At 65.4% G+C, this 19,113-nt stretch carries 18 protein-coding genes and 1 tRNA gene; 11 read left to right on the forward strand and 8 right to left on the reverse strand.

What is annotated here, in order from left to right:
* The first annotated feature begins 146 nt into the window (after positions 1-146).
* Genes ADADO0_RS10285 through ADADO0_RS10295 form a run of 3 tightly spaced genes read left to right on the forward strand, consistent with a single transcriptional unit; the run spans position 147 to position 2,777 of the window.
* A complete protein-coding gene (locus ADADO0_RS10285) occupies positions 147-1,121 on the forward strand; it encodes a Bug family tripartite tricarboxylate transporter substrate binding protein (RefSeq protein WP_511305035.1) in 975 nt (324 codons plus the stop codon).
* A gap of 49 nt (positions 1,122-1,170) precedes the next feature.
* A complete protein-coding gene (locus tag ADADO0_RS10290) occupies positions 1,171-1,959 on the forward strand; it encodes an SDR family NAD(P)-dependent oxidoreductase (RefSeq protein ID WP_511305036.1) in 789 nt (262 codons plus the stop codon).
* Entirely contained in the window at positions 1,959-2,777 is an 819-nt protein-coding gene (locus ADADO0_RS10295; protein WP_511305037.1) for an alpha/beta fold hydrolase, read from the forward strand. Before ADADO0_RS10290 ends, ADADO0_RS10295 begins: the two co-directional genes overlap by 1 nt.
* Before the next feature lie 34 nt (positions 2,778-2,811).
* Here ADADO0_RS10295 and ADADO0_RS10300 read toward each other — a convergent pair whose 3' ends face one another.
* From ADADO0_RS10300 to ADADO0_RS10320, 5 genes are all read right to left on the reverse strand, one after another.
* A complete protein-coding gene (locus tag ADADO0_RS10300; protein WP_511305038.1) occupies positions 2,812-3,591 on the reverse strand; it encodes an enoyl-CoA hydratase/isomerase family protein in 780 nt (259 codons plus the stop codon).
* Between the two features lie 9 nt (positions 3,592-3,600).
* Complete coding sequence (locus tag ADADO0_RS10305) at positions 3,601-4,497, reverse strand: NAD(P)-dependent oxidoreductase (RefSeq protein WP_511305039.1); 897 nt, start codon at positions 4,495-4,497, stop codon at positions 3,601-3,603.
* Positions 4,498-4,546: 49 nt separating this feature from the next.
* Positions 4,547-6,022, reverse strand: coding sequence for an oxidoreductase (locus ADADO0_RS10310; protein ID WP_511305040.1), 1,476 nt, complete (start codon positions 6,020-6,022; stop codon positions 4,547-4,549).
* Between the two features lie 684 nt (positions 6,023-6,706).
* Positions 6,707-7,393, reverse strand: coding sequence for a TetR family transcriptional regulator (locus ADADO0_RS10315; RefSeq protein ID WP_511305041.1), 687 nt, complete (start codon positions 7,391-7,393; stop codon positions 6,707-6,709).
* A gap of 37 nt (positions 7,394-7,430) precedes the next feature.
* Complete coding sequence (locus tag ADADO0_RS10320; protein ID WP_511305042.1) at positions 7,431-9,035, reverse strand: acyl CoA:acetate/3-ketoacid CoA transferase; 1,605 nt, start codon at positions 9,033-9,035, stop codon at positions 7,431-7,433.
* Positions 9,036-9,226: 191 nt separating this feature from the next.
* Between ADADO0_RS10320 and ADADO0_RS10325 the strand changes: the two genes are divergently transcribed.
* Entirely contained in the window at positions 9,227-10,000 is a 774-nt protein-coding gene (locus tag ADADO0_RS10325) for a ferredoxin--NADP reductase (RefSeq protein ID WP_511305043.1), read from the forward strand.
* Positions 10,001-10,010: 10 nt separating this feature from the next.
* On the opposite strand, the gene crcB is transcribed toward ADADO0_RS10325, so the two are convergent.
* Entirely contained in the window at positions 10,011-10,388 is a 378-nt protein-coding gene (crcB, locus tag ADADO0_RS10330; RefSeq protein ID WP_511305044.1) for a fluoride efflux transporter CrcB, read from the reverse strand.
* 210 nt (positions 10,389-10,598) lie between these two features.
* Between crcB and ADADO0_RS10335 the strand changes: the two genes are divergently transcribed.
* Positions 10,599-12,332 carry a cation:proton antiporter domain-containing protein gene (locus ADADO0_RS10335; protein ID WP_511305045.1) on the forward strand — a complete coding sequence of 578 codons (1,734 nt, stop codon included), beginning with the start codon at positions 10,599-10,601 and terminating at the stop codon, positions 12,330-12,332.
* 68 nt (positions 12,333-12,400) lie between these two features.
* Here the strand turns inward: ADADO0_RS10335 and ADADO0_RS10340 are convergent, their stop codons facing one another.
* Entirely contained in the window at positions 12,401-13,615 is a 1,215-nt protein-coding gene (locus ADADO0_RS10340; RefSeq protein WP_511305046.1) for an NADP-dependent isocitrate dehydrogenase, read from the reverse strand.
* A gap of 219 nt (positions 13,616-13,834) precedes the next feature.
* On the opposite strand from ADADO0_RS10340, the gene ADADO0_RS10345 reads away from it, so the two are divergent.
* Together ADADO0_RS10345 and ADADO0_RS10350 are read left to right on the forward strand one after the other, a co-directional pair.
* The gene (locus tag ADADO0_RS10345; protein WP_511305047.1) at positions 13,835-14,698 is read left to right on the forward strand and encodes an RNA methyltransferase; all 864 of its coding nucleotides are present in this window, start codon (positions 13,835-13,837) and stop codon (positions 14,696-14,698) included.
* A gap of 129 nt (positions 14,699-14,827) precedes the next feature.
* Positions 14,828-14,904: transfer RNA gene (locus ADADO0_RS10350), tRNA-Met, on the forward strand.
* Positions 14,905-15,219: 315 nt separating this feature from the next.
* On the opposite strand, the gene ADADO0_RS10355 is transcribed toward ADADO0_RS10350, so the two are convergent.
* Positions 15,220-16,131, reverse strand: coding sequence for a LysR family transcriptional regulator (locus ADADO0_RS10355; RefSeq protein ID WP_511305048.1), 912 nt, complete (start codon positions 16,129-16,131; stop codon positions 15,220-15,222).
* 116 nt (positions 16,132-16,247) lie between these two features.
* On the opposite strand from ADADO0_RS10355, the gene ADADO0_RS10360 reads away from it, so the two are divergent.
* The 4 genes from ADADO0_RS10360 (at position 16,248) to ADADO0_RS10375 (ending at position 19,078) form a co-directional block, all read left to right on the forward strand.
* A complete protein-coding gene (locus ADADO0_RS10360; RefSeq protein ID WP_511305049.1) occupies positions 16,248-16,883 on the forward strand; it encodes a DsbA family protein in 636 nt (211 codons plus the stop codon).
* 68 nt (positions 16,884-16,951) lie between these two features.
* Positions 16,952-17,848, forward strand: a complete 897-nt coding sequence (locus ADADO0_RS10365) for an MBL fold metallo-hydrolase (protein WP_511305050.1) — start codon at positions 16,952-16,954, stop codon at positions 17,846-17,848.
* Position 17,849: 1 nt separating this feature from the next.
* Positions 17,850-18,248: a nuclear transport factor 2 family protein gene (locus ADADO0_RS10370; RefSeq protein WP_511305051.1), complete on the forward strand. Its 399-nt coding sequence runs from the start codon at positions 17,850-17,852 to the stop codon at positions 18,246-18,248.
* Between the two features lie 125 nt (positions 18,249-18,373).
* Entirely contained in the window at positions 18,374-19,078 is a 705-nt protein-coding gene (locus ADADO0_RS10375; RefSeq protein WP_511305052.1) for a DUF1796 family putative cysteine peptidase, read from the forward strand.
* The last annotated feature ends 35 nt before the right edge of the window (positions 19,079-19,113 follow it).

The raw sequence follows: 19,113 nt of genomic DNA on the forward strand, positions 1-19,113 counted from the left end.
GCTGAATTCACACCCGCGCCGGGCTTGCTGGTCGCTGAACCGGGAATCTTCGAGCCAAGTGCCCACGCGTGAAACATGATGCCCATCGGCCGCTCCGGAACGCGGGCGGTTGCCGACAAAATCATAAAAACCCGAGGAAACGTGACATGCCGCTGTTCAGCCGCCGCTCCCTCCTGATCGCTTGCAGCGCCATGATGCTGGCCGGCGGCGCCATGGCGGACACCTATCCCTCCCGCCCTGTGAAGATCGTGGTTCCCTTCCCGCCAGGCGGGTCCAACGACATCATCGCGCGCATCGTCGCGCAGAAGCTGTCGGAGCTGGAGGGCCAGCCCTTCGTGGTGGAAAATCGCGCCGGCGCAGGCGGCAATGTCGGCTCGGATTTTGTCGCGGGCGCCGACCCGGACGGCTACACGCTGCTGCTCACTGCGCCGCCTCCACTCACAACCAACACCGCGCTTTATAAGAACCTGCGCTATGACCCGGCCAAGGCCTTCGCGCCCGTTGCCCTGATCGCCTCCGTGCCGATCGTCTTGGCGGTAAACCCCGCGATCCCGGTCAAGAACGTGAAGGACTTGGTCGCGCTCGCGAAGGCGAAGCCGGGCACGCTCAACTTCGGCTCATCGGGCAATGGCTCCACCAACCATCTCGCCGGTGAACTGCTGAAAAGCATGACCGGCATCGACATCGTGCATGTGCCCTACAAGGGTGCCGGCCCGGCCATGAACGATCTGGTCGCCGGCCACATCCCGATGATGTTCGACAACATGCCTGCGGTGCTGCCGCAGGTGCAGGCCAAGTCCATCAACGCCATCGCGGTGGCCGGCGCCACCCGCGCCAGCGCCATGCCCGACGTGCCCACCCTTGCGGAATCCGGCGTGCCCGGCTTCGAGGCCAGCGCCTGGTTCGGCATGGTGGCCCCGGCCAAGACCCCCGCACCGGTTGTCGCCAAGCTGGAAGGCGACATTGAAAAAGTGCTGAAAATGCCGGATGTGCAGAAGCGCTTCGCTGAGCTTGGCGCGGACCCCGGCACGGTTTTCGGCCCGCAGTTCGGTGCCTTTCTCACCGAGGAAACCAAGAAGTGGACGAAGATCATCCAGGAATCCGGCGCCAAGATCGAGTGAGCGTGGCCGCAACGGCAAAGCAAGAAACGACTGAGGAGACGGCATCTTCATGGATCTCAATCTGAGCGGCAAAGTCGCGGTGGTGACCGGCGGCAGCATGGGCATCGGCCGCGCGGTCGCGGCCGAACTCGCGGCTGAAAATGCCAATGTCCTGATCGTCGCGCGCAATCCCGAGCGGGTTGAAGCCACTGCCAGGGACTTGTCGGCAACAGGTCGCGGGCGTGTGGTCGCCTTTGCCGGGGACATGACCCTGCCGGGCGATGTGGAAAAGGCCATGGCCTTCGCCCGCAGCACCTTCGGCCGGATCGATATTCTCATCAACAATGCCGGTGCGACCCCCATGGGCCGCATTGCCGATTCCGCCGACGCGGTGTGGGAGAAGTCCCTCAACCTGAAATTGCTCGGCTACATGCGCTGCGCCCGCGACGTGCTTCCCGAAATGCGGCAGCGCCGCTGGGGCCGCATCGTCAACATCATCGGCCGCAGCGGACACCAGCCGCGCGCCGCCTATCTGGTGGGCGGCGCGGTGAATGCCGCGCTGCTGAACTTCACCCTGGCGCTGGCTGAGGAATGCGCGCCGGACAATGTGCTCGTCACCGGCGTCAATCCGGGGCCGGTACAGACCAGCCGATGGGACCAGTTGGTGTCCCAGAGCGCGACCCTCGACGGCAAGGATTCCAACGCGGCGAACACTGCCGCCATCGCCTCCGTTCCGCTCGGGCGGGTGGGGCAGCCGGAGGAAGTGTCGGGCATGGTCGCCTTCCTCTGTTCCGATCGGGCGTCCTTCATCACGGGAACCTGCATCAACATCGACGGCGGCGGAACCAGGTGCATCTGATGGCCACGGAAATCTCGAAGGTCCGAGTCAGCGACGATTGCGAACTGGCCGTCCGGCTGGATGATTATGTGCTGCCCTGGGAGACCAAGGCGCCGGTGCTGATGCTGCACGGCCTTGCCGAGAGCGGCGAGGCGTTCCGGCGCTGGGTGCCCTATTTCGCGACCCATCATGTGGTGGTGCGGCCGGATCTGCGCGGCTATGGCGCCTCCACGCCCATGGCGGGCGATTATCCCTACCGGTTCGCGCAGCTCGGCGTCGACATCATCACGCTGCTCGACGCGCTGAAATTGGAGAAGGTGCTGCTGGTTGGTGCCAAGATCGGCGGCGCGCTGGCCCTGCATCTCGCCGCCCATTATCCCGACCGGGTGATCGCGGTTGCGGGTGTCGCGGCACCGGCCTCGCTCACCTCGTTCGCGGATCGCGCGCCGGTCTGGCGCAAACAGATCCGGGACGAGGGCGTCGAGGCCTGGGTGCGCGAGACCACGGCGTTCCGGCTCGGCTCCTCGCTCCCGCCCGCGGCGATCGACTGGTGGGTGAACCTGATGTCGAAGACGCAGGCCTCTACGCTGGAAGCCTTTCTTCAGATGGTCCCGACCGTGGACATCACTGCGGACCTGCCCCGCGTGTCCTGTCCTTCGGTCATCATCACCACCACCGGCTCGGGACTGGCCAGCGTTGATGCCGTGCGGGCGTGGCAGGAGACGATCCCCTGCTCCCAGCTGGAAGTGCTGCCGGGGGATTCCTACCATGTGGCAGCGACCGATCCTGATGTGTGCGCCCGGATCGTGCGTCGCTTTTTCGACAGCCTGGACGTCTGATCCCACCTTAAGGGCGAGGGCAGAGAGCAACGCCTCAGGCGCCGAATTTTGCGTCGCGCTTTTCCTGGAAGGCGGCGATGCCCTCGTGCCGGCCGCGGTCGGACATGCAGATGACGTGAAGTTCGTTCTCGTGGCGGATGCCGGCTTCAAGCGGCATGGAGAGGGCGGCGCGGGTGGCCGCTTTCACCGCCTGCGTGGCGATCGGGCTGAAGGCCGCCATCTTTTGAGCCAGAGCCGCCACATGGGCGTCGAGATCGGCATCGTCCAGCACCTCTTCGACCAGGCCGATGGCAAGGGCGCTGGCGGCATCGATGGTGTCGCCGGAGAGCAGCAGGCGCATGGCCTGGCCGTAGCCGACGAGGCGGGGCAGCATCTGCGAGGCGCCGCCGCCGCCAACCCAGCCGCGCGTCACCTCCGGCGCGCCGAATTTCGCGCTGGCGCCGGCGATGCGGATGTCGGCGCCCAAAGCGATCTCAAGGCCCCCGCCGAGCACCCATCCGCGCAGGGCGGCGATGACCGGCTTGCGCATGTCGCGCACCACGGCGGCATATTCCACGCGGTTGCGGAATGCCCAGAGATCGGTGATCTCGCCGAGCGCATTCATGTCTGAGCCGGCGGAAAACGCCCGCTCGCCGCCGCCGGTGATGACGACGATGCGCACGCTTTCGTCCGCATCCAGAGCGGCGCAGGTCTCGCCGAGGCTGCGTGCCATGGGCGGGGTGATGGCGTTGTGCTTGCGCGGGCGGTCGATGACGATCCGGGCCACATGGCCGTCGCGCTCGACGCGGATTGCGCCGTCTGTCTCTTCAGCCATCCCGGCCTCCTATTGCTGCGCGGAGCGCCGCGCCACTTCCTCGAATATGGCGGAGACGTCACGGTCGGTGCCGCCATGCGCCATCATGTCCGTGAACATGGATGTCATGGTGTCCAACAGGGTGAGGGACAGGCCGAGATCGCCTGCCAGTGCCTGTGCGGTGCGCAGATCCTTCAGCTGATATTGCGCCGGGGAGCCGGGCACGAAATCCCCCGTCGCCATGCGGGCGCCGTGGATGTTGAGCACCTTGGAGTCCCCGAAGCCGCCCATCAGGGCGGTGCGTAGGCAGGCGAGGTCCGCGCCGCCCTTGGCAGCGAAGTTGAACGCCTCGGCGACCCCGACCATGGTGGCGCCGACGATGATCTGGTTGCACAGCTTGGCCAACTGGCCGGTGCCCACTGGCCCGATGCGCGTCGGCCGTCCCAGCGGTGCGAAGAGGGGCGCGAGGTGGGCGATCGCCTCGGGCGCGCCGCCGGCCAGGATGGCGAGCGTGCCCTCCCGCGCGCCGACTTCGCCGCCCGAGACCGGCGCGTCGACATAGGCAATGCCATGGGCGGTGCAGATGTCCGTCTGGGCGCGGCAGGTCTCGACGGGAATAGAACTCATGACCACCAGCGTCGATCCCGGCGCCAGACTCGTGATGGCGGGGAAGGGGCCGGAAAACAGCACTTCGTCCACCACCGCGCCGGTGGACAGCATCACCACCGCGACCCGCGCGCCCTCAAGCGCCGCCTGCGGCGTGGGCGCGATGGTGGCGCCGTGCTGCGCAAGCTGTTCGGATTTTGTAGCGCTGCGGTTCCAGGCGCGGACCGAAAAACCCGCCTGTGCCAGACGGCGGGCCATGTGCCCGCCCATGATGCCTGTGCCCAGGAACGCTACGGCGCTGCCGGCGGAAACCTCGCTCATGGTCGCTTCCCCGTTTCTTCCGGCCGCTTTGTTCTTAGGCGGTCTTGTCTCAGGCCGTTTTGGCCGCCTTTTTGACGGCGGCGAGCTGCTTGAACTCGGCCGACTGCTTGTAGAACGGGTCCAGCGGATAGCAGCCCGAGACGATGCCGTTGCGCGGCGCCGTGGTGCAGTCCGAGAAGGTGCGGCAGATCTTCTTTTTCTGCGCGCCGCGCCCGGCCAGAACGTCCAGCGGCAGGTCGGGATAGGAGAGCACCATGCGGCCGAGGCCGACCAGATCGGTCCAGCCCTGGCGCACCACCGCCTGGGCCACGTTGGGCAGAAATTCCTGGAGATAGGTGTAGCCCGAGCCGAGCAGGCAGAAGTCTGGGAAGCGCGCCTTGAGATCACGCACCACTTCCAGGTGACGCATCACGCCCAGCAGAGGGTCTTCCGGCGGGTGATAGCCGTCGGACGGCGGATAGCTGGCGGGGCGCGTGAGGTGCGGATTGTAATAGGGACTGCCCAGCGTGATGTTGACGAGCTTGATGCCGATCTCACGCAGCACCTCGAACAAGGCAAAGGTCTCGGTGAGGTCGTAGGCGGTCGGGTCGGAGGGGTCGGTGCCGAAGCCGAAATTGTAGGGCAGGGCGCCGGTGTCGTCGTCCGGCACGCCAGGTCCAAGCGCGCCGGGAAGCGAGCGCGCGGGATCGGGACGATACGAGATCAGGTCCATGGCGCTGATGCGGCTCGCCAGCTTCAGGCCGGGGCAGGCGGCGCGGATGCCGGCGGCCAATTCGCGGATGAAGCGGGTGCGGTTCTCCAGCGGCCCGCCGAACGGGCCTGGGCGGGTCTTGGCGCTGAGGAATTCATGGCCGAGATAGCCGTGGCAATGCTTCAGGTCGATGAAGTCGTAGCCGCAGGCCTGGGCGCGCTTGGCGGCGGCGATGTAATCGTCGATCAGCCGCCAGATGTCGTCGTCGGACATCACGGGATATTCGGCGGGGATGCCGAATTTCCGGTCCAGGACCGGGTGCCGGTAGAGAATGATCTGCTCGAACTTGCTGTTGTCGTTCGGTTTGCAGAAGCGCCCGGAATGGGTGAGTTGGAGGCCGATGACGAGGCCATCATCCCCGCCGGTCGCCTCTTTGTGTGCGGCGACGACCGTCTCGCGCAGGCCGGCGATGGCGCCCTGGGTCTGCTCCGACATGACGAGCTGGAGCGGGTTCGCGCGGCCATCATGGCGCACGGCGACGGCCTCGCCGCCGTAGATCAGCTTCGCGCCGCTTTCACCGAACCGCCGCCAGCGACGAACCGTGTTCTCGGAGGGCGCGCCCTCGCGCGTGCCGTCCCAGCCTTCCATCGGGTGGATGGCGAAACGATTTCCGATGGTCATGCCATCCACGGTCAGCGGCGCCGCGAGCGGGGAATCCGGCCCGCCGGCGACGATGTCGTCGCAGGGCATGTCGGCGCCCAGTGTTGCGAGATGCGCGCGGAAACCGGCGACGCCGCTCAGCGATGTGACCTTCGGAAAATCCCCATACTTCATGGGCGGCTCCTTGAGGGCGGGCCTTGAGGCTCTTTATGTAACTAGTTAGTTAAATCGTGAAACGGCACCTGTCAATGCGAGGGTGGAGGGATGCGGGAGCGGTCGGCGCGCCGGCAAGACGCGCGTCGTGGGAAGGGTGATATCAGGGCCTTCGCCCCGTCCGCTCCCGCGCGGTGATTTATGGCTTTCTGCGTGCGCCGAGTGGGTGATCAGTTCTCCCAATTACGCCGGCCGAACCATTTGCCGGCACCATGCGCCACGCCCTTGGGCCTCCTCTAGCTAACGTTCCCGGGGACGTTAATCCCGTTCCCGTCGGACAACCGCCCCTCGCACCACACATCAGGTCGCTCCGGACGCGCCCCTCCTTGGTGCAAGGTGAAAGGACGCTACCACAGGTCGGAGGAAATAGGAATATAGTCTATAGTATTTTTTCCTATAATCCGATCCGCCTCGCTAACGCCATGGCGGGCTTGTCCGGGGCCTTCATGTCTGCACGTTCGGAAAGCTCCTGCCGGCTCAGAGCGGGGGCGATAAAAGTCGGTGCCGCACGGATGGCCGGGAAGCCCCGCCGTGACGCACGCTGGCATTGGGTAACGGTGCTAGAGGCGGCAGGGCGAGCGCGGTGGGAGCCCCCGGCTCAGAGCGGGGAGGACGTGAAACGTCGCAGCCGCCCGCCGCGCGGTCTTAGGTGGCCTCGATGAAGCGGCTCACCACATCCACAACATGCATCCTGCGGATTTCGCGTTCCTTGGCGGTGGCGAGATTGCGGCCGAAGGCGGTGGAGAGGGTCGGGGTGTTGGAGAAGTAGAAATAGCTCACAGCCGAAATCGTCATGTAGAGGTGCAGCGGGTCAATGCCCGGCCGCACGCACCCTTCTTTCTCGCCCTTGGCGAGGATCGTCTTGATGCGTTCTATCAGGGAGAGCTGCATTTCCCGCAGGCGCGTGGAGCGCCGCAGATACTCGCCACCCAGCATGTTCTCGCCGTTCAGCAGCGTGATGAGGTGGGGATGCGCGGCGGGATAGTCGAACTTGAATTCCACCAGACGGGTGATGGCGTCGAGCGGGGGCAAGTCCTCCAGCTCCAACTCGGCCTCGGCGATGCGCATGTCGGTGTAGACGCGCTCAAGGACCGCGACATAGAGGTCCTCCTTGCTGCCGAAATAATAATAGATCATGCGCTTGTTGGCGCCGGCCTCCTCGGCCACCAGATCCACCCGCGCCCCTGCCAGCCCCTTGCGGGCGAACTCCGCCTCCGCCGCCTCCAGAATTTTCAGCCGCGTCTTGTCCGCATCGCGCGTCGCCGCCTCCTTGACAGGAGCGGCATCGGTCTTGATGCGGGCGGCCTTGCGGGGGCTTGCGGTGACGGTCATCTGGATTTCCGATAAGCGCGGTCCCGCCGCGCGCCGGTCAGGCGCTGAGTCGGGGCCGCGTCGCGCGGCCGGGACGTTGCGACACCTGAAGCCTCTGTTCAAGCCCGATCAGGCCGGGACGGAACAGCGCGGCATCCATCAATCGCAGGTCGGGCGAGATCTCGGGCCTGAAGCCCATCTGGCTTAGAACGTCGCGCTCGAGATCGATGCCGGGCGCGATTTCGATCAGCTCAAGCCGACCCTTCTCGTTGCGGCGGAACACCGCCCGCTCGGTGACGTAGAGCGCCTCCTGGCCGACCTTGTGGGCATAGAGCCCGCTATAGGTGAGCTGCTGGAGGTCGGCGACGAACTTCTGGTCGCGCCCCTCGCGGGCGATCACCGCCTTGCCGTCCGGCCAGGCGATGTCGAGCCCGGCGGAGGTGAAGGTGCCGGAGAAGATCACCTTCTTCGCGTTCTGGGAGATGTTGATGAAGCCGCCCGGCCCGATGATGCGGTCCGAGAAGCGCGAGACGTTCACGCTGCCGATGCCGTCCACCTCGGCGAAGGAGAGGAACGCCACGTCCAGGCCGCCGCCATCGTAGAAGTCGAACTGATAGGGCTGGTCGATCATGGCGTGGAAGTTGCGGCTCGCGCCCACCTCGTTGCCGCTGGCCGGCGCGCCGCCGATCAGGCCCTGCTCGTTGGTGAGCGTGATGGCGTCGAGACAGCCCTCTTCCGCCGCAACGGTGGCGATGCCGGTGGAGATCCCCGAGCCGAGATTGCACACGGCGCCCTCGTAAAGCTCCAGCGCCGCGCGCCGGGCGATCACCTTGCGGGGATCGAAGGGCAGGGGGGCGATGTGCGAGAGCGGGATCTTCAGTTCGCCGGCATAGGCGGGATTATAGTCGGAGACATAGGTCTGCATCTGGGTGGGGTCCACCACCACCAGATCCACCATGATGCCGGGGATCTTCACCATCTTGGGGTTGAGTGTGCCGCGCTTGGCGAGCCGCTTCACCTGGACGATCACCGTGCCGCCGGTGCGGCGGGTGGCCTGGGCCATGGAGATCATCTCACCGAAGATGGCCTCCTGCTCCATGGTGATGTTGCCGTCCTCGTCCGCCGTGGTGCCGCGCAGGAATGCGACGTTCGGCGTGAACGGCTTGTAGAACAGCCATTCCCGACCGGCCAACTGTACCACTTCCACCAGATCTTCCGTGGCGCTCGCGCTCTGGCGGCCGCCGCCGAGGCGCGGATCGACGAAGGTGTTGAGGCCGACATGGGTGAAGAGGCCGGGGCGGCCCGAGGCCATTTCACGGGTGAGCTGGGACAGCGCGCCCTGGGGCAGGGTGTAGGCCTCTACCCGATTTTCCAGCGCCATTTTCTCCACCGGCGGGGAATCCACCAGCGTGCCGCAGACCACCCGCTTCAACAGGCCGTCATGGGCGAGGTGGCCGACGCCACGGGTTTTCCGGTCGCCGAGGCCGACGGGATGGACGGTGGTGATGTTGCGCGGCATCCCTTCCTTGAGGAAACGGTCCGCCACCGCCGCGATGAGCGTATCCGGCACCGCATGGCCGCCGCCGGAGCCGCCGATCAGGATCGTATCGCCCGACTGCACCACCCGCGCCGCTTCTTCGGCGCTCACAACGCGCATCGCCATCCGATCCTCCCAGACCAGTACCGGGCCCGCTCGCAAGCCCGCCGGCATCGCCCGGCTGAAGCCGGAGCGCACCGTCTCTTGTTTAACTCACTAGTTAGTTATATAACTTCGCCCATCGATCCGTCAACGTCCGGTCCCGCCGGACGCGCTGTCGTCGTGCGCCCCGCATCCCCAGAGACACCGAGCGGCCCATGAGCAATTTCGACCACGAAGAGGTGCTGTCTGTCCACCACTGGACCGACACGCTGTTCTCTTTCCGCACCACCCGCAGCCAGAGCCTGCGCTATATCAACGGCCAGTTCACGATGATCGGCCTGGAAGTGGAGGGGCGCCCGCTGGTACGCGCCTATTCCATGGTGAGCCCGAACTATGACGAGCAGCTCGAATTCTTCTCCATCAAGGTGCAGAACGGTCCGCTCACCTCGCGCCTCCAGCATCTCAAGGTGGGTGACACCATCCTGGTGGGGCGCAAGCCCACCGGCACGCTGATCCACGACAATCTGCTGCCCGGCCGCCACCTCTATCTGCTCGGCACCGGCACCGGCCTCGCGCCCTTCATGAGCATCATCCGCGATCCCGACACCTATGAGCGGTTCGAGAAGGTGGTGCTGATCCACGGCTGCCGCACCGTGGCGGAACTGGCTTATGAGGACCTGATCACCCGCGACCTGCCCGAGGACGAATTCCTGGGCGAGGGCGTGCGGGAGAAGCTGATCTATTATCCCACCGTGACGCGCGAAGACTTCCGCAACACCGGGCGCATCACCGACCTTATGGCCTCCGGCAAGCTCTATGCCGACATCGGCCTGCCGCCGTTGGATATCGACGCCGACCGGGTGATGATGTGCGGCAGCCCGGCGATGATCCAGGATATCCGGGCGCTTTTGGACGGCTACGGCTTCAGCGAGGGCAATATGTCCGAGCCCGGCCACTATGTGATCGAGAAGGCCTTCGTGGAGAAGTGAGGCGGCCTCATCACGCGGCCAGCACATATCTCGCAAGCGCGAGGCCGGCGAACAGGGCGCAGAGCCCCAGGCCGACCGAGCCGATAATGTAGAGCGCCGCGGCGACATGGGCGCCGCGCTCGTATAGCAGGCCGGTCTCCAGGGAGAACGCGGAAAACGTGGTGAAGCCGCCGAGAATGCCGGTTGTCAGGAACAGCCGCCATTCGTGGGACATCTGCCCGCGCATCACGAAATATTCGGCCAGGATGCCGATCAGGAACGAGCCGACGATGTTGATGAACAGCGTGCCGTAGGGAAAGGCCAGCGACAGCCCGCCGGTCAGTTCATAGACGCCCAGCCGCAGGGCGCCGCCGATCCCCGACCCCAGGAAAACGATCAGAAACTTCACCGCCGCCCCTCCGGTCCGGATGAGACTAAGATTACCCGATGCGGGCATCTCGCGGCGGCTGCCGTGACGGGAAAAAGCGCCGCACCCAATGCCCGGCCACGGGGTTGAGACGGGTATGGTCGGCCACGTTGGGGCCTCGCCCGCGCGCTGGCGGATTTACCCTGGTAGGGTCAGGCGCGCGATTCTGCCCCGCTTCATCTTGAGAGGCCCATGGAACACGCTTTCTGGGCCAAGGATGCCTTCGTCTATCTCGTTGCGGCCGGCGTTCTCGTGCCGCTGTTTCAGCGCGCGCGCGTCGGCGCTGTGGTGGGCTTCATCATCGTCGGCGCCCTGCTGGGGCCCTATGGCCTGGGCCGGCTCGCGGGCGAATTGCCCTGGATCGAATACATCACCATCCGCGATGCCGAGCGGGTGGGCTTTATCGGCGAAATCGGCATCGTCTTCCTTCTGTTCCTACTGGGGCTTGAGTTCTCCGCCGCCAAGCTCTGGTCGCTGCGCCGGGAAGTGTTCGGCGTCGGACTGTTGCAGGTGGTTTTCTGCGGCATCGCCATGGCGCTTGCCGCCGCCCTCAGCGGCCTGGATGCGGGCACCAGCTTCGTGGTGGGCTTCGCCCTCGCCATGTCCTCGACGGCGGTGGTGATGCAGATCCTGCTGGCGGACCGCCGCGCGCTGGCCCCTCTCGGGCGGGCGGCGCTGGCGGTGCTGCTGTTTCAGGACCTTACCGTCGTGCCGGTTCTGCTGGCCGCGCAGCTTCTCGGCAGCCACGAGGAAGGGATATTCCTGCTGGTCCTCACCGCCCTGGCCAAGGCGGTGGCCGCCATCGGCATCATTCTGGTGGCGGGCCGCTACATCCTCGCGCCCCTCGTGGCGGCGGCGGCAAACACCGGGTCCCGCGACCTCATCATGGCCATCACCTTCGTTGTGGTCGCCGGGACATCGGGGCTGACGGAAGCCGCCGGCCTCTCCGCCGCGCTCGGCGCGTTCCTGGCCGGCATGCTGCTATCGGGCACGGCGTATCGCCACCAGATCAGCGTCGATCTCGAGCCGTTCAAGGGGCTGCTGATCGGCGTGTTCTTCGTCTCGGTGGGCATGAGCGTGGATTTCGCCGCCGTGCTGCCCCGCCTGCCGCTGGTGCTGCTGGCGGTCTCGGTTCTGGTTCTGGTGAAAATCACCATGACCTATGCGGCGGCGCGGTTCTTCTCGGTGGAGCGCCCGCTCGCCGGCGAATTGGCGATGCTGCTGGCGCAGACCGGCGAGTTCGCTTTCGTGGTCCTGGGGCTCATCGCAACCAGCCGGATCATCGATGCCGAGCAGGCGAGCTTCCTGGTGACGGTGGTGACGCTCTCCCTGGTCTGCACCCCGCTTCTTGCCCGCCTCGGCGGTCTCCTGCGCCTGCGCCTGGAGCATGAGCAGCAGGATGCGCAGGAGATGGTGCTTGCCCCGGCGCGGAGCGGGCATGTGGTGATCGGCGGCTTCGGCCGGGTCGGGCGCATCGTCGCCGAAGCTCTGGAGGAGGAAGGGGTCCCTTTCATCGCGCTGGATGCCGACCCGCACCGGGTGCGCGCCGAGCAGGCGGCGGGGCGGCAGGTGTTCTTAGGGGATGCCAGTCGTGGCGAAATGCTGGAGCGGGTGGATTGCGAGAGCGCCAGCGCCTTCGTGGTGACGCTCGATGCACCGGAGGCCGCCGACGACATGGTGCGGCAGATCCGCCGTCACCGGCCGGACGCCGTCATCCTCGCCCGCGTCAAGGACGCGGCTCATGCCCACAGGCTGGTGGGGCTCGGCGTGTCCCATGTCATCCCGGAGACTGTCGAGGCCAGCCTCCAGCTTTCGGCCCGCCTTCTCGTGGTGCTGGGCCTGCCGGAGGCGGAGGTGTCCGTCCGGATCGAGGCGGCGCGGGAAAAGGAGCGCGAGCGGATCGAGCACGGCACCTTGAAAAATTAAGGCGGCGGAAAAATTAACGGCCGCGGGTGGCAGTCCACCCGCGGCCGGTCCCTGATATCCAAAAAGGCTCAGGCCGCCATGGCCTTGGTGAGGTTCTCGGAGATTTTGTCGAGGAAGCCGGTGGTGGAGAGCCAGGTCTGCTCGGCGCCGACCAGCAGCGCCAGATCCTTGGTCATGTAGCCCTCTTCGACGGTGTCGACGCAGACCTTTTCCAGGGTCAGGGCGAACTTCGCCAATTCCGCATTGTCGTCGAGCTTGGCGCGGTGGGCGAGCCCACGGGTCCACGCGAAGATCGAGGCGATGGAATTGGTCGAGGTCTCCTTGCCCTTCTGGTGCTCGCGGTAATGACGGGTCACGGTGCCGTGCGCCGCTTCCGCCTCGACCGTCAGGCCGTCCGGCGTCATCAGAACCGAGGTCATGAGGCCGAGCGAGCCGAAGCCCTGGGCCACGATGTCCGACTGCACGTCGCCGTCGTAGTTCTTACAGGCCCAAACGTAACCGCCGGACCACTTGAGCGCGGCCGCCACCATGTCGTCGATGAGGCGGTGCTCGTAGATGATCTTGCGCTTCTCGAACTCGGCCTTGAACTCGGCGTCGTAGACCGCCTGGAAGATGTCCTTGAACCGACCGTCATACTGCTTGAGGATCGTGTTCTTGGTGGAGAGATAGACCGGGTAGTTCCGGTTCAGGCCGTAGTTCAGCGAAGCGCGGGCGAAATCCGTGATCGACTCATCCAAGTTGTACATGGAGAGCGCGACGCCGGCGCCGGGGAATTTGAACACTTCCCGCTCGATCTTCGTGCCGTCCTCGCCCACGAAGGACAGGGTCAGCGTGCCCTTGCCGGGCACCTTGAAGTCGGTGGCCTTGTACTGATCGCCGAACGCGTGGCGGCCGACGATGATCGGCTGGGTCCAGCCGGGCACGAGGCGCGGCACGTTCTTGCAGATGATCGGCTCACGGAAAATCACGCCGCCGAGGATGTTGCGGATCGTGCCGTTGGGCGACTTCCACATGTCCTTCAGGCCGAATTCCTTCACGCGCCCTTCGTCGGGGGTGATGGTGGCGCACTTGATGCCGACGCCGTATTTCTTGATGGCTTCCGCAGCGTCGATCGTGATCTGATCGCTGGTCTCGTCGCGCTTCTCGACCGAGAGGTCGTAATATTTCAGATCCACGTCGAGATAAGGGTGGATCAGCTTGTCCTTGATGTACTGCCAGATGATCCGGGTCATCTCGTCGCCGTCAAGCTCGACGACGGGGTTGGCCACCTTGATCTTCGCCATGTGGACGGGCCTTTCGGGGCGCTCTGAGAGCGTGGGAGTGGTAACGGGAGGTGTGGCCCGGCGCGCCCCCGCTCCTAGCCGATGACACCGATCCCAGCGTCGCCGCTATAGCACTCGCACACGCGAAGAAGAAGCACCTGAACCGAATTGCAGCGCGGCAATGCGCCCCCGTCGCGCTTCGGTCTCGACACGGCGCGCTTCGCGATGCAAGAGAACCCCATGTCCGGTTCTGGAACAGACAGCACGAAACCCTGGGCCGAAGGCGGCCCGCTGGTGATTCTGGTGGAGCCGCAGCTCGGCGAGAACATCGGCTCCGCCGCGCGCGCCATGGGCAATTTCGGCCTTTCGCGCCTGCGCATCGTCAACCCCCGCCAGGGCTGGCCGGACGAGCGCGCCCGCGTGTTCAGTGCCGGGGCCGACCGAATCCTCGAAGGCGTCGTGATCTATCCGGATTTGCGCGCCGCGCTCGCGGGCGTGAATTTCGCCTTCGCCGCCACCGCGCGCGAGCGCGGCATGGCAAAGGCCGTGGTGGGCGCGGACGAAGCCGCCGCCGCGTGCCTGAGCCGGCAGGCGCAAGGGCAAGACGTGGCGCTGGTGTTCGGGCGCGAGCGCACCGGCCTCTATACCGAGGAGGTGTCTTTGTGCGACGCCATCCTGACGCTTCCCGTGAACCCGGCCTTCGCCTCGCTGAACCTGGGCATGTGCGTGGCGGTGGCCGCTTATGAATGGTTCAAGGCGGCAACCGGTGGCGCGCTGCCGTTCGCGGCGCCGGACAAGTTTCCGGTGGCGGAAAAGCAGGAATTGTTCGCCTTCTTCGACCATCTGGAGCGGGAACTGGAGCAAGCCTCCTTCTTCCGCTCGCCGGAGAAGCAGCCCTCCACCACCCGCAACATCCGCAACATATTTCACCGCATCGCCCTGACCCGGCAGGACCTTGCGACGCTCCACGGCATGGTGACGGCCCTGGTGGAGGGCCGCTCCGGCCGCGAAGCCCGCAAACTTGCCCACAACACCGAAGCCGCCGCCAAGCGCGCGAAACCCGTTGCCGCCAAAGGGCCGGAGGGCGCCGGCGAGGGTGACTGAAGCCTGCGTCGTCCACAGGGAGCGATAATAAGCGCTAAATTTATCGCTCCAGGGGTTTCAATTAGCGGGCCGGGTTGGTACATACCCCTCGCTGACCAGCCGCTTCGCCGGCTCACTTGTCAGCTCTGACGCGGGGTGGAGCAGCCCGGTAGCTCGTCAGGCTCATAACCTGAAGGTCACAGGTTCAAATCCTGTCCCCGCAACCAAATTTACCGGTAAAATAAGAGAGCCAGGCGAAAGCCTGGCTCTCTTTTTCCGTTCTAGGGGCCTAACTAGCCCCTAGCTCAAGAATTGCCCCGGACATGGAAGGTTCGTCACGCCGAGGCGGGCTGCCGTTTGGGATCGGAAGGGGCACGCGCTTCCGATCCCTGGTGGATATTCGATGGCGAGAGCAAGCCGGCGCAGCGTTCGAGCTGGAACTTCCGGCGCGGCGACGGCGGCGGGCTGGTGCTCGATCGTCGACGTCACCGATCCGCGCAACCAGAGAGTGGTGGTGCAGACCGACCTGCCGGGGGCCGACACTAATCCACCGGCGCCGGGCCGAGTGACTTCTTCTTCTGTGCTGCCGCGAGCATCTCGACGAAGGCCGTGACCTTGGGCGGGCGGAATCGTGCGGTGGGATAGACCGTATAGATGCCACCGGACGGCAATTTCCACGCGGGTAGCGCATGGATCAGTCGCCCGTTTGCGAGATATTCCGCCACCAGAAAGTCCGGCAGGATGGAAAGCCCGCCGCCGGCCTTGACCGCCGCGAGCACGCCGGGCGTCGCGTCAATGGCAATGGTCGCCTGCATGCGTGCGGTCTGCCGGTCGAGGTCACCGCGCGCGAACAACCAGAGCAGCGGTTCGCGCAACGCAAGATTGGCAATGAAGGGCAAGGTCCCCAGATCTTCCGGCTCGCGCAGCGATGCGATCCGATCGGCGAAGAGGGGGCTCGCGACCAGCAACTGGTCAAAGGCGCCGATCTTGCGCGCCTGAAGACTGGAATCCACCAGCCAGCCGACACGGATCGCCAGATCGATGCGGCCGGAGACGAGATCGACCGTGTCGTCGCTCAGCGTCAGTTCCACCCGGCAGGCGGGAAAGCGGGCGGTGAAGGCGGACGCGACAGGGGCGACAAGGACCGTGCCGTAGTCGTTCGGTGCGGTGATGCGCAACGTTCCCGTTGGCGCCGCCGCGGCCTGCGCCAGTTCATCGAACGCATCTTCCGCGTCGCGCAGGATCATGACGCACCGCGCGTGAAACAGGCGACCGGCCTCGGTGGGCCGGACCTGCCGCGTGGTGCGTACCAGCAGGCTGGTTCCCAGATCCCTTTCCAATTGCGCGACCTGCTTGCTCACCACCGCCTTGGTGATGCCGAGCCGCTCGGCCGCGCGGGTGAATGAGCCGGTATCGACCACGGCAGTGAAATAGGCCAGCCGGTTGAGGTTCATGGGTCACAAGCTTTGGAGGTGTGGTTGATTGTTCGTTTTTAACATACGGAGTGTCAGTTTTGTTTGTCTTTTATGGTCAGTTCTCCCGTGCCATTTTCTTGGCCCAGGAGACGGCCATGACCAACATCACCTATCTGTTCGATCCGCTTTGCGGCTGGTGCTACGGGGCATCCGCGACTCTCGAAAGTCTAATGCGCAAGCCGGATATCGATGTTGAGCTGGCGCCGACCGGCCTGTTCGCCGGGACCGGCGCCCGCCCGATGGATGCGGGCTTCGCGGATTATGCGTGGAGCAATGACCAGCGCATCGCCCGCCTGACCGGCCAGCCGTTCAGCGACGCCTACCGTCACGAGGTTCTGGCAGACCACACACGGCTGTTCGATTCCGGCCCGGCGACGCTGGCGATCATAGCTGTTGCCGTGACCGCCCCGGAGCGGGCGTTCGCTGCGCTCAAGGCGATCCAGCACGCCCGCTATGTGGATGGTCACGATATCACCGACATGGACGTCCTCGTGCAGGTGCTGCGCACCCTGGACATGCCGGAGATCGCCGACCGCCTCGAAACGCCCGACGAGGCGTTGATGGCCGCCTATCGTTCGCGCATCGAGACCGCACGCGGTGAGATGCGCCGGTTCGGTGCCGAGGGTGTTCCGGCCCTCATTGTCGGTGCGGGAGACCGCCGCCGGCTTCTGAGGGCCAGCGCCTTGTTCGGCAGCATGGACATGCTGGTCGCTGAACTTAAGGCGGCCTGAGCCAGCGCCATTGGCGGGGCGATCGTTTGCCTGCCTTCACATTCAACCAACCTCACCAGGAGACACCCATGCTCACCCGGAGAACCCTCATGAAAACCACCCTCGCCGCCGGCGCCGCCGCCGTCTTTGCTCCCACCGGGCTAGGCTACGCCGCCGGCGGACTTTCCTGGAAGCACTTCCCCGCCGGGGAAAAGGGCTTCTATCGCGCCCCGGTGCTCGTAACCGGCGCCTCGGAAGCGCTGCTGATCGACGGCGGCTTCACCTTCCCCGACGGCCGGGCCGTGGCAGAGGCGATCAAGGCGAGCGGCAAGACGCTCACCACCATCTATGTCAGCCAGTCCGATCCCGATTATTACTTCAGCCTCAAGCCGATCAAGGACGCCTTCCCCAATACGAAGGTGATCGCCGCCTCCGAGACGGTCGCCGCCATCAAGACGAGTGTGGAGAAGAAGCTCGCGGTGTGGGGCCCGCAGCTCAAGGAGAACGGCCCGCAGACGCTGGCCGACATCATCATCCCCGAGGTGTTCGATGGGCCCACGCTCACCGTCGACGGCGAAACCGTCGAGATCGTGCCGGCCGAAGGGCTGGCCAACCGCCGCTCTCTCTTCGTGCCGTCGCTGAACGCCGTGTTCGGCGGGGTCATGATCTTCTCCGGCGTGTATGTCTGGACTGCGGACACCCCGACCAAGGAACAGCGTGCCGCCTGGATCGCCACTCTCGACAAGATCGCGGCCCGCAAGCCGGCCATCGTGGTGCCCGGCCACATGGTGCCGACTGCCGCCACCGATCTCTCCAGCGTCGCGTATACCAAGGCTTATCTCCTCGCCTTCGAGGAAGAACTGGCCAGGGCCAAAGACTCGGCCGCACTCAAGGCCGCGATGATCGCCCGCTTCCCCGGCCTCGGCATGGGCGTCGCGCTCGATATCGGCGCGAAGGTCGCCACCGGCGAGATGAAGTGGGGCTGAGATGGGTACAAATCTCGATCTGATCCGCGCCACCTATGAGGGGACGTCGGAGGAAAACGGCAAGAATCTGTTGGCTGCTCTGGCGTCGGATGCCACCTGGACCGAGGCAGAAGGGTTCCCGTATGCGGGAACCTATGTCGGGCCGGACGCGATTATCGCCGGCGTGTTCCGCCGTCTCGGCACCGAATGGACCGGCTATCGCGCCGAGGTCCACACCTTCCTGGAAGACGGCGACCGTGTCGCCGCCTTCGGCGTCTATTCCGGCACCTACAACGCGACAGGCAAGTCCATGCGTGCCGCCTTCGCGCATCTCTATGAGGTGAAGGGCGGCAAGATCGCCAGCATGACGCAATATGTCGATAGTGCAGTGGTCCGAGAGGCACTTACGCCGTCGGCGTGACCAACGGATCCACATAACGCCGACCGAGCCGCGCTGAGTCAGGCGGTGGGCGTGACTTCCGACGACCGTCCTGAAATGATGGCGCCATGTGGCCGTTCTCTCGTGATCCCGCGCCCCGTCTCGTTGTGGACCGCATCATCAGCCTGGGCGCATTGTGCGAGGTGGCGTTCCAGGCGCGGCGGTTCGCCCGGGCGGAGCGTGCCTACCCGTTCGACTGGTGGATCACGCCGATGGCCGGCGTCGGCAAGGCGCTGGAGGCCGGCACCGATGCTGTGTTCGCGCCCGAGCATCTGGTGAAAGTGCCGGACTATGGCGGCGATCGCGCGCTGTATTCCCGCCTGTCCGGAACGGTGCATCTGCACGAATATCCCAAAGCAGAGGATTTTCTGCTTCTCGGCGAAGACGCCATAGCCGCAACATTGCAGTCCAAATACGCCTTTCTGCATCGCCGGATGCTGGACGATTGCCAGGCGGGGACCATTTTGTTCGTGCGTCAGCGGATGGCGGAGCATGATCCCAAGGGCGAGGCGCTGGAGACTGCTGTCGAACAGCTTTTGGGGCAGCTTTCTGCTCTTGGGCCGGATGTGCATTTGCTGCTGCTCGACTATTCCGAGGTGCAGCCGCACCCGCGCCTGATCCAGGCGAGGGTGCCCCGTCTGAACGATGTTAATGATCTTGGCTCCCGCAAGGGATGGGATTTGATGTTCCGTAGTGCGGGGATCGCTTGTCGCAACCAAGGTCAGCGGTTCGCCTACGAAGATTTGAAGATGTCCTTCGGGCCCAAGCGGTGGAGTTTCAACCCATTTCGTCGCGGTGGAGCCACCCGGTAGTTCAAATCTAAGCGCACCTAACCGGTTCACGGCGG

Origin of the sequence: Aquabacter sp., assembly GCF_965279295.1 — a bacterium.
Taxonomy (GTDB): Bacteria; Pseudomonadota; Alphaproteobacteria; order Rhizobiales; family Xanthobacteraceae; genus Aquabacter.

What these genes read in the sequence shown, in the direction of transcription:
- ADADO0_RS10285 (WP_511305035.1), top strand. Translation starts at nt 147, where the DNA reads ATGCCGCTGTTCAGCCGCCGCTCCCTCCTGATCGCTTGCAGCGCCATG.
- ADADO0_RS10290 (WP_511305036.1), top strand. Translation starts at nt 1,171, where the DNA reads ATGGATCTCAATCTGAGCGGCAAAGTCGCGGTGGTGACCGGCGGCAGC.
- ADADO0_RS10295 (WP_511305037.1), top strand. Translation starts at nt 1,959, where the DNA reads ATGGCCACGGAAATCTCGAAGGTCCGAGTCAGCGACGATTGCGAACTG.
- ADADO0_RS10300 (WP_511305038.1), bottom strand. Translation starts at nt 3,591, where the DNA reads ATGGCTGAAGAGACAGACGGCGCAATCCGCGTCGAGCGCGACGGCCAT.
- ADADO0_RS10305 (WP_511305039.1), bottom strand. Translation starts at nt 4,497, where the DNA reads ATGAGCGAGGTTTCCGCCGGCAGCGCCGTAGCGTTCCTGGGCACAGGC.
- ADADO0_RS10310 (WP_511305040.1), bottom strand. Translation starts at nt 6,022, where the DNA reads ATGAAGTATGGGGATTTTCCGAAGGTCACATCGCTGAGCGGCGTCGCC.
- ADADO0_RS10315 (WP_511305041.1), bottom strand. Translation starts at nt 7,393, where the DNA reads ATGACCGTCACCGCAAGCCCCCGCAAGGCCGCCCGCATCAAGACCGAT.
- ADADO0_RS10320 (WP_511305042.1), bottom strand. Translation starts at nt 9,035, where the DNA reads ATGGCGATGCGCGTTGTGAGCGCCGAAGAAGCGGCGCGGGTGGTGCAG.
- ADADO0_RS10325 (WP_511305043.1), top strand. Translation starts at nt 9,227, where the DNA reads ATGAGCAATTTCGACCACGAAGAGGTGCTGTCTGTCCACCACTGGACC.
- ADADO0_RS10335 (WP_511305045.1), top strand. Translation starts at nt 10,599, where the DNA reads ATGGAACACGCTTTCTGGGCCAAGGATGCCTTCGTCTATCTCGTTGCG.
- ADADO0_RS10340 (WP_511305046.1), bottom strand. Translation starts at nt 13,615, where the DNA reads ATGGCGAAGATCAAGGTGGCCAACCCCGTCGTCGAGCTTGACGGCGAC.
- ADADO0_RS10345 (WP_511305047.1), top strand. Translation starts at nt 13,835, where the DNA reads ATGTCCGGTTCTGGAACAGACAGCACGAAACCCTGGGCCGAAGGCGGC.
- ADADO0_RS10355 (WP_511305048.1), bottom strand. Translation starts at nt 16,131, where the DNA reads ATGAACCTCAACCGGCTGGCCTATTTCACTGCCGTGGTCGATACCGGC.
- ADADO0_RS10360 (WP_511305049.1), top strand. Translation starts at nt 16,248, where the DNA reads ATGACCAACATCACCTATCTGTTCGATCCGCTTTGCGGCTGGTGCTAC.
- ADADO0_RS10365 (WP_511305050.1), top strand. Translation starts at nt 16,952, where the DNA reads ATGCTCACCCGGAGAACCCTCATGAAAACCACCCTCGCCGCCGGCGCC.
- ADADO0_RS10370 (WP_511305051.1), top strand. Translation starts at nt 17,850, where the DNA reads ATGGGTACAAATCTCGATCTGATCCGCGCCACCTATGAGGGGACGTCG.